This window comes from Paenibacillus amylolyticus (genome assembly GCF_051136285.1).
Classification (GTDB): domain Bacteria; phylum Bacillota; class Bacilli; order Paenibacillales; family Paenibacillaceae; genus Paenibacillus; species Paenibacillus amylolyticus_F.
This window is the reverse complement of the sequence record NZ_CP194938.1, coordinates 1,106,680-1,121,065: the sequence shown is the minus strand read 5'-3', so window position 1 is coordinate 1,121,065 and position 14,386 is coordinate 1,106,680. Positions and strand designations below refer to the sequence as shown.

Annotated in this window: 16 protein-coding genes; 15 read left to right on the top strand and 1 reads right to left on the bottom strand. The window is 45.1% G+C overall.

Going from position 1 to position 14,386, the window contains the following annotated elements; all coding sequences use genetic code 11:
- Window positions 1–98 precede the first annotated feature (98 nt).
- The 5 genes from ACR8BL_RS04970 to ACR8BL_RS04950 all read left to right on the top strand — a co-directional run bounded on the left by ACR8BL_RS04970 (window position 99) and on the right by ACR8BL_RS04950 (window position 5,181).
- On the top strand, window positions 99–1,280 hold the full coding sequence (locus ACR8BL_RS04970; protein ID WP_434751591.1) for an acyltransferase: 1,182 nt from the start codon (window positions 99–101) through the stop codon (window positions 1,278–1,280).
- 192 nt (window positions 1,281–1,472) lie between these two features.
- Window positions 1,473–1,847 carry a helix-turn-helix transcriptional regulator gene (locus tag ACR8BL_RS04965; protein ID WP_434751590.1) on the top strand — a complete coding sequence of 125 codons (375 nt, stop codon included), beginning with the start codon at window positions 1,473–1,475 and terminating at the stop codon, window positions 1,845–1,847.
- Window positions 1,848–1,849: 2 nt separating this feature from the next.
- The gene (locus ACR8BL_RS04960; RefSeq protein ID WP_434751589.1) at window positions 1,850–2,866 is read left to right on the top strand and encodes a Gfo/Idh/MocA family protein; all 1,017 of its coding nucleotides are present in this window, start codon (window positions 1,850–1,852) and stop codon (window positions 2,864–2,866) included.
- 275 nt (window positions 2,867–3,141) lie between these two features.
- Complete coding sequence (locus ACR8BL_RS04955; protein WP_434751588.1) at window positions 3,142–4,398, top strand: MFS transporter; 1,257 nt, start codon at window positions 3,142–3,144, stop codon at window positions 4,396–4,398.
- Between the two features lie 87 nt (window positions 4,399–4,485).
- Window positions 4,486–5,181: an ArsR/SmtB family transcription factor gene (locus tag ACR8BL_RS04950; RefSeq protein WP_434751587.1), complete on the top strand. Its 696-nt coding sequence runs from the start codon at window positions 4,486–4,488 to the stop codon at window positions 5,179–5,181.
- A 417-nt stretch (window positions 5,182–5,598) separates the two neighbouring features.
- Here ACR8BL_RS04950 and ACR8BL_RS04945 read toward each other — a convergent pair whose 3' ends face one another.
- Window positions 5,599–6,165 carry a TraR/DksA C4-type zinc finger protein gene (locus tag ACR8BL_RS04945; RefSeq protein ID WP_434751586.1) on the bottom strand — a complete coding sequence of 189 codons (567 nt, stop codon included), beginning with the start codon at window positions 6,163–6,165 and terminating at the stop codon, window positions 5,599–5,601.
- 202 nt (window positions 6,166–6,367) lie between these two features.
- On the opposite strand from ACR8BL_RS04945, the gene ACR8BL_RS04940 reads away from it, so the two are divergent.
- The 10 genes from ACR8BL_RS04940 to ACR8BL_RS04895 all read left to right on the top strand — a co-directional run bounded on the left by ACR8BL_RS04940 (window position 6,368) and on the right by ACR8BL_RS04895 (window position 14,326).
- On the top strand, window positions 6,368–6,745 hold the full coding sequence (locus ACR8BL_RS04940; RefSeq protein ID WP_434751585.1) for a DivIVA domain-containing protein: 378 nt from the start codon (window positions 6,368–6,370) through the stop codon (window positions 6,743–6,745).
- Window positions 6,746–6,787: 42 nt separating this feature from the next.
- On the top strand, window positions 6,788–7,237 hold the full coding sequence (locus tag ACR8BL_RS04935) for an Rrf2 family transcriptional regulator (protein ID WP_434751584.1): 450 nt from the start codon (window positions 6,788–6,790) through the stop codon (window positions 7,235–7,237).
- 15 nt (window positions 7,238–7,252) lie between these two features.
- Window positions 7,253–7,750, top strand: coding sequence for a metallophosphoesterase family protein (locus tag ACR8BL_RS04930; RefSeq protein ID WP_434751583.1), 498 nt, complete (start codon window positions 7,253–7,255; stop codon window positions 7,748–7,750).
- Window positions 7,751–8,025: 275 nt separating this feature from the next.
- A complete protein-coding gene (locus ACR8BL_RS04925) occupies window positions 8,026–8,946 on the top strand; it encodes a sugar phosphate isomerase/epimerase family protein (RefSeq protein ID WP_434751582.1) in 921 nt (306 codons plus the stop codon).
- A complete protein-coding gene (locus ACR8BL_RS04920; protein ID WP_434751581.1) occupies window positions 8,943–10,115 on the top strand; it encodes a Gfo/Idh/MocA family protein in 1,173 nt (390 codons plus the stop codon). Before ACR8BL_RS04925 ends, ACR8BL_RS04920 begins: the two co-directional genes overlap by 4 nt.
- 199 nt (window positions 10,116–10,314) lie before the next feature.
- The gene (locus ACR8BL_RS04915; RefSeq protein WP_434756582.1) at window positions 10,315–11,412 is read left to right on the top strand and encodes a Gfo/Idh/MocA family protein; all 1,098 of its coding nucleotides are present in this window, start codon (window positions 10,315–10,317) and stop codon (window positions 11,410–11,412) included.
- Window positions 11,413–11,690: 278 nt separating this feature from the next.
- On the top strand, window positions 11,691–12,248 hold the full coding sequence (locus ACR8BL_RS04910; RefSeq protein ID WP_340966976.1) for a shikimate kinase: 558 nt from the start codon (window positions 11,691–11,693) through the stop codon (window positions 12,246–12,248).
- Between the two features lie 186 nt (window positions 12,249–12,434).
- The gene (locus tag ACR8BL_RS04905; RefSeq protein WP_434751580.1) at window positions 12,435–12,791 is read left to right on the top strand and encodes a hypothetical protein; all 357 of its coding nucleotides are present in this window, start codon (window positions 12,435–12,437) and stop codon (window positions 12,789–12,791) included.
- Window positions 12,792–12,958: 167 nt separating this feature from the next.
- Window positions 12,959–13,453: a hypothetical protein gene (locus ACR8BL_RS04900; RefSeq protein ID WP_434751579.1), complete on the top strand. Its 495-nt coding sequence runs from the start codon at window positions 12,959–12,961 to the stop codon at window positions 13,451–13,453.
- Window positions 13,454–14,125: 672 nt separating this feature from the next.
- Complete coding sequence (locus ACR8BL_RS04895) at window positions 14,126–14,326, top strand: helix-turn-helix domain-containing protein (protein WP_154958441.1); 201 nt, start codon at window positions 14,126–14,128, stop codon at window positions 14,324–14,326.
- The last annotated feature ends 60 nt before the right edge of the window (window positions 14,327–14,386 follow it).

The following is a 14,386-nucleotide window of genomic DNA, read 5'->3' as shown; positions in this document are numbered from 1 at the left end:
GCCGGTCTCCTCTGAGGAGGCCGGTTTTTGACCCATCAAATACATACAACAGCACGGCAAGCACGATTGCAATTGCCAGGATAAACAAGAAGGGTAGGTTGAGTGATTTGCCTCGCAAAGAACGGATTACTGAAATTGAAACACTAAGAGGAATCGCTTTTGCAGCCGTGGTGCTGCAGCATTCCATTGCCCATTACTCCCTGGTTCCGCAAGCGGGACTTCAGGATGGCATCGTGCTGGCTTTGTTACTGATGCTCGCCAAGTTTGCGGTACCGCTGTTTATATTTATAACCGGGATGGTGCTGTTCTACAACACACGAGATCAGTTGCATTATGGCCAGTTTATGCGCAAAAGAGTAATGGACGTGATTTTACCCTACGTCGTCTGGTCTCTCATTTATTTTATACTTGCTCCGCGTAACTGGACAGAATTCGGCTGGCAGGACATTCCTGACCTCGCTCTGAAACTGGTGACAGGTAAAACGGCTTCGCATTTCTGGTATATTATTATGCTGATTCAGTTTTACGCGTTATTTCCGTTATTTCTGCGCGGTATCCGGTATGTATACCATCGTTACCAAGCCAAGGGGCGAATGATCGCATTGCTGGTCTCAGGCGTCTTGTTTCTGGTTCTATCCGATCAATTAAGGAACATTGCCGGATGGATGGAACAGCTGCAAATCCCCGTGTTAACCGATGCTTTTACAACCTATGCAGACCGTAATTTTATCTACTTTTTCTTTTATTTTGTACTTGGTGCTGCAGCCGGCCTGTCCGTACAACGCTGGAATGAATGGATTATTCGTTTGCGCTGGGTGTACTGGCTGGTGTTTATCACCCTGGGCCTACGGTTTATTTATCTATTAATGCTGGAGTTTCAGCAACCCGAAGGACTTCAAATCCGTTTTTATACCGTCAGCCTGATCAGGCCCGATATGATTCTGTTCCTGGTTGCTTCGATTATGGTTATGTACCAACTCGCTGGCAAGCTTCATCAACATCAAGTTCTCCATTGGTTGGGATGGATCGGTGGCATGTCGTATGGAGGTTATCTGATGCATATGCTGGTGCTCCGTTACAGTTACATTCCAGACGAATGGTTATACGTGGCGTGGGGATGGAACCCATCGGTACGCATGATCGTCACTTGGCTTGTGGCACTTGGGGTGTCTTGTATGCTGACCTGGCTGATCTCGCGTCTGAAATGGGGGAAATGGATCGTGGGCGTTGTGCCCAAGCACACGCAAGTCAGTAAAACAACTGTTTCGACCCGAAAGTGAATATATCATCATATGAAAAATTCACAATAATAAACGTCTTTGCTTTCTTACTCCAGCCGTTTTAATCCGTCTTTCATCTTGCTCATTCTCTATAGCATCCCGTCACAAGGGCAAGATCAGGAGCAAGATGGCAGGATCAGAACATATGTTTTATAATGAGAGATAGACAGGTTCTGACAGGAGGGAACGAGCATGGCTTTTATGATTGCACAGCGGGCATTTATCAAGGTTTATCTTATAACGATGGTGGAGCAGCACAGAGGCTATGGCTACGAGATGCTGGAAGCAATGAAGCAGGAATTCAAAGATTATGGGTATGTGCCGCCTCAAAGTGAGGTATATCGTGCTTTGCATGAGCTAGTCCAACAGGGAATCTTCTATCGAACCAAAAAATTAAAGGGCAATGATCCCAAAGTGGATTTTCAGGAGATCGTTCTCTATCACTTCACGGATGATGGTGCCGCCAAAGCAGAATTATACAAGAAACAGGTGAAAACCGATCTGGATCGTTGTCTCGGCATTTTGCACAAGGCAGAAGAGGATAATTACGGTACGAAAGGAAGATGAGCATGAACAGACCTCTGCAGTGGGGTGTACTGGGAACTTCAACGATTGCCAGAAATGCAGTCATTCCTGCGATTCAGCAGTCCGAACGCGGTGAAGTGCTGGCGATTGCCAGCCGCTCGAAGGAAAAAGCGGAAACGCTGGCTGAAGAGATGAATATCGCCAGATCCTATGGCAGTTACGAAGAACTTATTGCTGATCCGGATATCCAGGCCGTGTATATCCCTTTGCCGAACCATATGCATAGGGAATGGACCATTAAAGCTGCTGAGGCGGGAAAACATGTGCTATGTGAAAAACCTGCGGCTCTGAATGCCAAGGAATCCATGGAGATGATTGAGGTATGTGAACGTCATGGAGTTTTGTTCTCTGAAGCTATTATGTATCGTTATCATCCGAAGCATAGACGTGTGCAGGAGATTATCGAGAGTGGCGAGATTGGAACGGTCAGAGCCATTCATGGCAATTTTACGTGTAATACCGCAGATGACAGGGGAAATGTGAGGTTCAAAAAACATATGGGCGGCGGCTCCATCTTTGACCTCGGTGTATATCCAATCTCTGCTGCCCGGATGTATCTGGGACAGGAGCCAGAGGCCGTTACCGTTCATGCGCTATTCTCGGAGGAACATGATGGCGTCGATATGATGGCATCGGGATTGATCGAGTTTCCGGACTCGGTTGCCCTGACCTTTGACTGTGGCATGTGGGCTTCCGGACGGGCCGAGATGGAGATTCTCGGAACCGAAGGACGCATTGAGCTGCCCAAAGTATTCGGTTGGGAGAATAGTGATATTCCGCCCCAGATTATCATTCATACCGATTCGGTGAGCCGGGAGGAACGGGTTTCGGTATCCAACTCGTATGTGCTTCAGGTGGAGACGTTTGCGACGGCAGCCCTTGGGGGAGAACCGTTGCCATTCGGTCCGGACAACACCATTCGGAACATGCGTGTCATTGATGCCTGTCTGGAATCTGCTCGCATGCGTCAACGGGTGCTGGTGGATCAGAGTCCGTTCTGAATAACTACTGAAGCTGGTTGTAACGATACGACATTGGACTTAAGGCTGATACATGGAAGGCTAATCCATAAAATACATGACTTTTAGAGGACTCCATCACTATTATAACTATTGATGAGAGTCTTTTTTGTATGCTTAGATCAGCTGGACAACGCAGCCTAGCCTATTTTCAATCCAACGTTAAAAATATTTTCACGTTTGTATTGATTTTTGCGCAAACTACGTTAAAATAATATTAACATGAAAAATATTTTAACGTTGAGGAGTGGAGAGATATGAACGAAGGTGCTGTGGTTGGGAAACAAGGATTGGGTGAATTAATTCGAATTAAACCGTACATGCAGTTTATGTTGAGCAGAATGGTGTCCCGTTTGGGTGATTCCATCGATTCGATTGCGTATAGCTGGATGGTATACATTCTGACAGGTTCGAAGGTGCTGATGGGCACACTGCTAGCCGTTAATTTTCTGCCGAATATCCTGTTTGGTCTGTTCGCTGGTGCACTGGTTGACCGGTTATCTCCGAAGAAAGTCATCGTGATGACCAACACCGGACGTGGCGTCTTGGTTGGCATTACAGCTCTTTTATTCGCCCTTGGTCAGCTCGAAGTCTGGCATCTATTCCTAATCACGATCCTTAACTCCTTGCTGGAATGTTTTACGTCACCCGCTGAGGTGTCCAGTGTTCCGAGGTTGCTGCCTCAGTCGATGCTGCTCTCCGGTAACGCGATTACCTCATCGGCTGCCCGGCTGGCTGAACTGGCGGGGCTTGCTGCCGCAGGTCTCTTGATTGCAACCGTGGGTATTGCCTGGACGATCTGGATTGACGCGGCATTGTTCGCGCTGAGTGCACTCTTTATGAGCCGGGTAGTCTATCCAGAATGGATGTCACCACGAGCAACGTCTTCTGCCGCCAAAAGTCTAATCTCCGAGATGGCGGAAGCTTTTCATTTTCTGCGTAAACATGCTTTGTTACTGGTCTCCTCGGTGCTCTTCGCTTGGGTTAACTTCTGTCTAATGCCATATAATGTGCTACGTACACCTTACGTTATGGAAATACTGCAAGCGGGTGCGTGGGGATTAAGTGTGCTTAGTGGACTTTTGGTTGGGGGGATCATACTTGGGGGTCTATGGATGTCACAACGAGGAGCCCATTATCGGAAAAGCGTGCTGGTCATCACCGGTATTGTGATGCTTGGTTTCGGTTACGCAATGACAGCACTTCCGGCTTACATGACGGCATTCCAGCTTCCAGTTGCAGGGCTGTTCTGTCTGCTTATGGGTTTTGGTGTTCCGCTTGCGACAACGCCACTGATTTCTTACCTGATGGAGGTCACACCTTCCCATATGCTCGGCAGAGTATCTGCGTTGCAAAGTATGCTGGTATTAAGTGTTTCCCCACTCGGCAGTATTCTTTCAGGCTTTCTAGCAGACTGGTTTTCGATGCCTGTTCTCTTCATTCTCTTTGGTGTTTTGCTCGGTTTGTCAGCGATTTTGCTACTTGCCAGCAGAAGTTTTCGTCAGGAGATGTGAGTATATACTTTTGACCGGAGTCCTGTCCGAACGGTATAATAAAGGGAACGAAGGGCAGGCAGGTACCCCGGAAATGAGGAACCAGATATGCAGCAGTATAAAGTGCTTTCAACGATTGAAGAGATCAAAATTTATTCTGATCCGTACCGGATACAGATTATGAATATGTTTCACCGGCAGGGCAGACCTTCCACCGTCAAGGAAATCGCGGATCTGATGGGAGAGGTGCCTGCGAAGGTGCATTACCATGTGAAAAAGCTGGAGAAGATCGGCCTCCTCAGCATGGTATCGACTCGTGAAATCAACGGCATTATCGCCAAATATTATGAACCCTTCTCGGGTGAAATCCATCTGCGGCACAAGGATGAAGCGGATGAGAATTCACCGCTAAAACAGGTTTTTCGCTCCGAGACATTAAAGCTGCTGAACGAGATGTTTGAGCAGAGTCGCCAGCGCTTCATGAATCATGCAGAGCATGATAAGGATGATAAGCGTTTTATATCCGATATGAGGTTATATGCAACAGCGGATGAAGTAGAGGAGTTATATCAGAACATTGTGGAGCTTTGCAAGCCCTATTTAACCAAAGAGGGGCAGAAATCCGATCATCAAGTTTTCCAGTTATTCACGGCAATGTCCAAAGAGGAGCAAGCTGAACCGCAGGCTGGTTCCGGGTCTAAGAAGAAGAAGGCAACGGTACAGAAAAAGGACAAAGAGTCTGCTTCCAAGGCGCCTGCAAAGGCATCCACAACATCAGACATAGCGCCCGGTACAACCGAGTAGGGCGAAGAGATCTAAACGTTTTGGAAGCCGCAAGGCTTCGGATTCTTCAGATGAATAGCTGGAATAGCTGTATCAAACTTATACAGATTAGTTCTTTCTAATCCAGGATATAAGCGACCGAGTGAGAAGTAGGAACAGTAAATTCATTAATAATGTAGGAAGATCGTTGAACATAGGGCAGCATGTGATAGCAAAAAAGCCGCCATTGGCGGCTTTTTGTTATTAAATTGCGAGAGTCTATTTTATGGCAGCGTGTATCATCAAGTTTCTCCAGACCATTGGATGTCCCAGCACACGGGGAACAGTCTAAGCAATCTGAACAATCTTAAATAACATGTTTACAATAATCACTCTGCTTAGCAACCTCGGTGACCCAATAATTTGCACAATCTGGTTTAGGCAGAATTACTTGCTACTTTACATGTTCTCGTCGTAGTTCTTGACATCACGTTTGGCGGCCATCGCAGGGGAATTGGATGTACCATACTCCTCGACCGCTTCCCATGCCTCAGCTTGGTCAAACTTGCCAGCATTACGCTGTCTCCCTTCACCGGCGCCACTTGGCGGCATCGTCATGACTTCTTCCTCAACAGGACGATCATTGCTTACGTCCCGATTAGGAGTATCATCGATGCAATAGGCTGTATAAGGTATGGCTTGCAGACGTTCAAAAGGAATCTCCTTGCCACACGTAACACAGGTTCCATATGTGCCTTCTTCCATACGTTCGAGGGCATCATTGACCTGATTAAACTCATTGGTTAATGTATCGTCGATAGCAAGGTCACGGCTTCGTTCAAATGTCTCTGTTCCTGCGTCTGCCGGATGATTATCATAAGAGGACAGCTCACCTGTGGAATCTTTGAACGACTCTGCTGGTGCACCGTCCTCCATGCTGGATTCGAAATGACGTTGCAGATCCTCACGCTGTTCCAGTAACGCTTGCTGCAATTCTTTACGTTGATCCTGGGTTAATGTACTCATAAGGACATGCTCCTTTCCCACTTGAGGGGTTTGTAGTGACTTCTTACCCGAAAAGCAAGTGAAGCAATCATTTTGAACGGGATCGGGCTGTTTCGTTTTATATCTGATGAATTATGTGTTATAAAAAATAGAGAGAGAAATTGCCGTGTGTTCTCTTCCAAGGAATAGAACCGCTGCTCGGCTATAATGGAGGGGTGTCAAGATGGATGAACATATGAAACGAAGATTGGACAAACAGAGACAATTGTTCAAACAACTGGGTATACAGCTGGATGCTCTATCTATTCATGAGAAACAGTTCAATTATAAACTTCGTGGTTATGACCCGGACGAGGTAGATGCGTACCTGGATCTGGTGATTAAGGATTACGAGCGCTTTTATGCCAATATTGCGGATTTAATGGATAAATGGCAGGAACAGCAGCTGACCATTCGCGATCTGAAGAATTCGGTCAAGCCTGTCGAGGATCCCAACAAGATTGATCGTAAACAACTGGATGAGATTGTGAAGCAACTGGAATATACAGTGCGGCAGCTCAAAGTCAGAGCACGTCCTGAACAGGATCTGTTTAGAGAATAACGCTGGCATATCCGGGATTATATTAAATAAAGGTGGTTAACCATGAGTACTCATTTTTCGGTCAGTGTGCATTGTTTGTTGTTATTGTCTATCAGCGCGCCTGAACGAATTACGTCTGCTGAAATTGCGGGCAGCGTAAATACCAATCCTGTCGTTGTCAGACGTATACTGGGAGGAATGAAAAAGGCAGGCTTGGTCAACTCTTCACCAGGCACAAGAGGATTTTATCTGGCGAAGCCATCCAGTGAAATTACACTTGACATGATCTATCAGGCTGCCAAGGATGAGGGGCCGTTGTTCCCGATTCACGGAAGCTGCAATCCCAATTGCGAAGTGGGCATTCAGATGGATGGTCTACTGACGAATTTGTATCAGATCGCAGAGTCCAAAGTGGAGCAGTTTTTTGCAACGATTACACTTAAAGATATGGAGCGTACTTGCTCACAGCAGATGCAAGCTGCACAATTAGAGGCGAATCAGGAGTCTAACTAGGAAGGTGGTTTTCACATGAAAATCATAGTCATCTCCGACACACATCTACCCAAAAGAGCACGGACTTTGCCAGCACCCTTGGTTGACGCATTGTCAGGTGCGGATCTTATTCTTCATGCGGGGGACTGGTCAGATTGGAGCGTGTATGAGCTGCTAAGCCAATATGCTCCGGTTGAGGGCGTCGCAGGTAACACAGATCCATCCGAGATCGGGGAGAAACTTGGCTTTTCCCGTATTGTTGAGGCAGAAGGGCTGAGGCTGGGACTTGTGCATGGTCACCGTGGGTCAGATGGTACAGAGCAGAACGCCATTCAGACCTTTGATGGAGAGCGTCTGGATGCGGTGATTTACGGACATTCACATATTCCGGTAATGCATACCGTAGATGACCTGCTTGTATTTAATCCGGGTTCACCTACAGATCGCCGATTCCAGAAGCGGTTTTCGTTCGGAATTATGACGGCAGAAAATGGGAAACTACAGGCCGAGCATGTGTTTTTTGACCGGGAATAGATCGTGTTTTTATGGATAAACTGCTTAAACAACACTTGAATATCGTTCATATGAAGAGCGTCTCTGATCAGAATGGATTTCTGATTTGGAGATGCTTTTTTTAATTGGGCAACATGATTGGGATGTTCAGGGTTATCTCTGAATGGGGAATATGTGCGGATTGTTATCTGTCATTCATCTGTTTGCATTCTGCTCTATGGCAGTGTCTAAGAGAGTGATACAATGCGTTTACGACATAAAATGAATGCGTTTACATAAAGGGGAGGTTCAAGAACATGAAACTGTCCATATTCACCGTTGCTGTCCCTGATCTGGATGCAAACGAGCTGGCTTCCGCAGCGGCGGCAGCGGGAATCGATGGTATGGAGTGGAGATATCGCGGAATACCGGAGGATGCGTTGTCTGAACAGCCTTCGTTCTGGAGAAACAATCGTTGCTCTATTGATCCGGACAAGTGGCAGGAGCAGGTTCCGGTTTTTCGGGAAGCAGCCTTGGCTCAAGGTAGACAGTCAATTGCCCTTGTGCCGTATCTGAATTGTGGGGACATGGCTGCAACCGAGCAAGCATTCCAGGCCGCTTCTCAACTTGGTGCTTCCATGATGCGTGTCGGAGTTCCCGGTTATGACCGGAAAACAGCCTATCCAGAGTTGTATGCAAAGGCCGTTCGTTATCTAAACGAAGTTCAGGATATGGCAAAACAGTACAACATCAAAGCGATCATTGAAACACATCATCAAACCATTGCGCCCACCGCATCCCTTGCGTACCGCCTTGTACAATCTCTGAATCCCGAACATGTTGGCGTGCTCTATGATCCAGGTAATATGGTGCATGAAGGATACGAGAACCATCGGATGGGACTTGAACTGCTTGGACCGTATCTCGCCCATGTGCATGTGAAAAATGCAGGATGGTACAAGGAGAACTCCGGGAACACATCAGATCAGAGGGCGTTGGCTGCAAGCAATGACTCTGAACAATCCTTGAGCACATCTTGGCAATGCCACTGGGCTCCGCTTACGGAAGGCATGGTGGACTGGGTGCAGATGGTACGTGATCTGAGAGCGGTTGGATATGACGGTTATTATGGCATTGAAGATTTTAGCGGAGCTTTGGATTCCAAAGCAATGTTGCAGCATTTTGCCGACGTTTTTGCTGAAATTGAGCGTCGCGTACACGAGGAGGAACAAGCATGAGTATCGTTCGAGTAGCGGTCATTGGTATTGGAAATATGGGAGCGTCACATGCCAGAACATTGGTGGCTGGAGAAGTGCCGGGCGCCGAGCTGGTGGCCGTCTGTGATGTGAGAGAAGAGATGGAGAGCTGGGTAACGAGTAATCTTCCGTCCACCGTAACCTATTGGCAGGATGCAGAGCAGATGATGAGTTCGGGAACGATTGATGCTGTTATTGTGGCTACACCGCACTATGATCATCCTGAACAAGCGATTCAGGCATTCCGGCATGGTTTACATGTGATGATCGAAAAGCCAGCGGGTGTCTATACAAAGCAGGTACGGGAAATGAACGAAGCCGCAGCCGCAAGTGGTAAAGTGTTCTCCATCATGTACAACCAGCGGACGAATCCGCTGTATATCAAGCTGCGAGACCTGATTTCATCAGGTGAGCTTGGTGAAGTGAGGCGTACCAACTGGATTATTACCAACTGGTATCGTTCTCAAAGCTATTATGATTCCGGCGGCTGGCGTGCAACATGGGCAGGCGAGGGCGGCGGGGTACTGATTAACCAAGACCCGCACCAGCTGGACTTGTGGCAATGGACGATTGGTATGATGCCTGTGCGTATGCGTGCCTTCTGCTCCTTCGGCAAATACCGGAACATTGAAGTGGAAGATGATGTGACTGCCTATGTGGAATATGAAAATGGAGCGACCGGTGTGTTTGTAACCACCACGGGTGAAGCACCAGGAACGAACCGCTTTGAGGTCAGCGGCGACCGTGGCAAAATCGTCATCGAAGACGGACGGCTCACCTTCTGGCGGCTACGCGAATCGGAGCCGGAGTTCAATCAACGTTTTACCGGAGGCTTCGGACAACCCGAATGCTGGAAATGTGACGTGCCTATTACGGGCATAGAGACAGGTCATCCGGGATTAATCCGTAACTGGGTTGATGCCATTCGCACAGGTGCACCGCTGATCGCTCCCGGGCAGGATGGCATTCATGGTTTAACGTTATCCAACGCGATGCTGCTGTCCACATGGACGGATAACTGGGTCGATCTGCCGATTAATGAGGAGTTGTTCTATGAGAATCTGCAGGAGCGCATTGCCAATTCAACAACGAAGAAAGACAAGGCATATGCGGGTGGTCAGCCTGCTGATTTGAGCAAGACATTTAAATGATGATGTAGATAAGTTCAACTAGAGATTTACACGGAACACTCCGATGACAGAATAATCTGGAGAGTAGCGGTTATCCCCAGATTTTTTCTTTCCACTCCGTTTCCGTGTAAATGAAAAGACATACTTATTGATGGGTTCTGGGATATCAAAAGGCTTGATCAAAATACATTAAATACAATAAAAAAGAGGATGGGATAACATGGCGAAAGACGGAATGTTCTATGCACCTAAAAGTGCTACAAAAGAGGTTGTATGCGAACCAGGTGAATTTACTATCGCAGCTGTGGCTTTGGATCACGGACATATCTATGGGATGGTAGGCGCATTGCTGGATGCTGGAGCTACGCTCAAATGGGTGTACGATCCAGACCAGGCTAAAGTGGATGCATTCCGTAAACAGTTCCCTCAGGCACAAGTCGCCACATCGGAAGCGGAAGTGCTCGCGGATGATGAGGTGCTGCTTGTAGCAAGTGCGGCTATTACGTCAGATCGTGCACCACTTGGCATGAGAGTCATGGCGGCAGGTAAGGATTATTTTACAGACAAAGCCCCGTTCACCACGATGGAACAATTAGAACTGGCGCGTGAAGAAGTGAAGCGCACTGGCAAAAAATACATGGTGTATTACAGTGAGCGTTTGCATGTAGAAAGCGCGATCTATGCAGGGCAGCTCATCGAACAAGGTGCTATCGGCAAAGTAGTTCAAGTCATGGGCACAGGGCCACATCGCTTGAATGCCGGAGGACGACCGGACTGGTTCTTCAACCATGAGCAATATGGCGGCATTCTCTGCGATATCGGCAGTCACCAGATTGAGCAGTTCCTGACTTTTGCGTCGTGCAGTGATGCACAGGTAGCCTTCAGCCGGGTCAACAACTTCAATCATCCACAGTACCCGGAGTTGGAGGATTTCGGTGAAGCTTCCCTGATCGGTGATAACGGCGCATCCGGTTACTTCCGCGTAGACTGGTTCACACCGGATGGCCTTGGCACATGGGGTGATGGTCGTACCGTGATTCTAGGCACCGACGGTTACATCGAGCTGCGCAAGTACATCGATATTGCCCGCGAGTCGGAAGGAGATCAGGTATACTTGGTCAACCATGAAGGCGAGTTCAGATATAACGTCAAAGGCAAAGTCGGTTATCCATTCTTCGGTCAGCTCATCCGCGACTGTATAGATCGTACCGAGAACGCAATGACACAAGAGCACGCGTTCAAGGCAGCAGAGCTCTGCCTGATCGCCCAGCATAAAGCCATGAGCGAACGCGTGGTATGGAGTGTTGGTGGCAAGTAAGGTTTAGGAGTAGGGAGTAAGATGTTAGGTATTAGGCAGTAAGGCTTTAAAATAAGTCAGAGCAGTCCCGTTGTAACTGTATATTCGCTTGATAGTAAGACTAACAAGCGAAGCAGTTGTGGGACTGCTTTTCTCTATTTGTCACTTCGCAGATGGAACAAATTGGGTTATATTAGATGTAGTTCGGATATGAGTTTGAGATGAGCGGTATATACGAAGTTCGTAGATATGATGTTATAAGAAATTGGCGCAAGATATTAAGAACCGGGGTGATACCTATGAAGTTCATATTGATATTTGGCCCACAGGCCGTTGGAAAGATGACGGTTGGTCATGAATTAACGAAAATAACGGAATTGAAATTGTTTCACAATCATATGTCGATCGAGCTATTTCATCCCTTTTTTGGTTTTGGTAGTGAAACTTGGAGGTTATCAAGTATTGTAAGAAGAGAGCTTTTTGAATCGTTTGCAAGCAGCAACCAGTATGGACTTATTTTTACTTACCTTTGGGGGTTTGATCTTCAGAAGGACTGGGAATTCGTCAAGCAAACATGTAACTTGTTTGAATCGAAAGGGGCAGGAATTTATTTTGTTGAATTAGAGTCAGATATAGAAGAACGATTAAAACGAAATACAACGGCGTTTAGACTCGATCAAAAACCAACAAAAAGAAATATTGAACATTCAAAAATGGACTTAATCAAAACGATGGAAGAACATCGACTCAATTCAAAAGAGGGAGAAATTACTAGAGAGAACTATTTGAGAATCAATAATACAAATTTAAGTGCAGATGAAGTCGCAAGATTAATTAAAGATGAATTTAATTTATAGTACGTGTGAGTAATTTAAGAAGGCGCCAACATCTTATAACATAATATTCACGCTGCGGGCATACGCCCTTGGTCCGGCAGGAGCCGGACACCCAGCATACGCTGGGTCGTGAATACAGGAACGTTATAGGAAATCATCAGATATACAAATCTCATGAAAAGAATGTCAAATTATTAAGGAGGATATATGAAGATAACTATTGAAATGAGCGAAGCAGCTTATGAAGTAGCAAAGAAGGTGTATTCCCAGCAAATTACAAGAACTGAAGGAAAGATAGAAATTAATAAGGTCACAGGCATGAATGAAGGATCAGCACAAGCATTTATTACTATATTTTTGGCGATGATGAATGGAGAAGTTTATAAAAGAGCATTCAATAACGACACCAATAAATTATTATTTGAAAGTATAAAAAGAGATTATGGAAAAGAATATTTTATAAAGGCTTTAGATGCTTCTCAAAAGCATGTGGACTATTATTCAACACTAGGTAAAGGAACTCTATCAGGCCTTCAAAGCATAATAAATGAAATGCGATCTTAAAGCAGGAAGTGAATGCGCAGAAGTCGTTGACATCCTATAACATAATATTCACGCTGCGGGCATACGCCGTTGATCCGGCATTTGCCGGATACTCGACATGCGTCGAGTCGTGAATGCAACAACGTTATACGAAAGACTGCAAATTTGATAATACAGAGGAGATTACCATGAAGCTAGAAAGATGGATTGAAAATAAATTAAAGAGTAATAAGATTAAGATCTCGAAAACTTTACGACGTACTTTTGAAGAATATGAATTAGTTGAAAAGAAAAACGGACTCAATGTAGGAAGTGCATCTCTAGCGAATGGGTTTGAAACACTTAACACTGAGCTTATAGATTTAATCACACAATTTGGGAAGTTGAAGTTAATTAGAAAAAAGGAAATTATAAATCTAGAGCAAACTTTGAAAAAATATATTGACGAAAGCTCAAAAGACATTAAAAACTTTATTGATAATAAGACGCATTACGTGGTCGGGATTTCACCGTTGGAAGAAAAAATTAAAGATTCCTATGGAATAATTGAGATTAATTGCGAAATCATAAACCAGGAGAGAAAATATAAACTAATAAGTTTCTGGTGGAATACTTCAAAAATCTTGATTACTGCAATTGTGGCTGGTTTTATTGGAGCATACATTAAAGGGGTTTTTGAGTAACGCTAAGAAAAACAGTTCTTCGTATAACACAGCATTCCTACTGCAGGCATTCGCCCTTGATCGTCAAGAGGGATTTCAAAGAAGTTAATTCAGGCGATACATTCAACCAGCTAAGTCTGACGACCCGTTCCCTACGGTCATTTAAGCCGCTTGAATGTCAGGAATGCCAAACGTTATACGACAGAATCAAATGAAAAGAGAGCCGTTTGGCTCTCAATTAGAAGTTATATTTAATTCATTATGTAATTGAAGAGCATCTTTAAAACTTTGCAAGTAGATTTCACGTTCTAGGATTGTTTGAACTGAGAGGTCTGCATCATCGTAAAGAAACAGAGTTTTATGCATATCTTGAGGTAGAAGTTCATGTAGCTGTTTGAAGTAAAGATTTCGATCAGATGAGAATTGATTATAGCTGGTGTTGTTCTTGAGAAGATCACTATATAAGGCTTCAATCTGATTACGTATCAACGAATCAAGTAAGACTTCTAAGGAATTGTACATCAATGATCACTGTCCGCCATGTTTTATTTTACGGATAAAAGTTTAACTTATTAAATATTATTTTATCATAACGAAAATCATGGTCAATATATATCAAAGATATTTTTGATTAAGAAAATATATTTTCATATAATTAAAGAAAAATTCAAATCTGCTACGAAGGGATACCATATGATAAGTTATAAACCATTTCAAAAATTATTGATTGACAGGGAGATTAAGAAGCAGGATTTATTGAAAATGACGGGAATTTCATCGGCAACGATGGCAAAGCTCAACACGAATGAGTATGTATCTTTAGAAGTCATTGATAAATTATGTACGGCATTGGAATGCCAACCTGGAGATCTTTTGGAACATATAACAGACTAATGAAAGAATAGAATATATGAGGATGTTGGTTAACTCGAAGATGTGATTCCGTCGTATAAC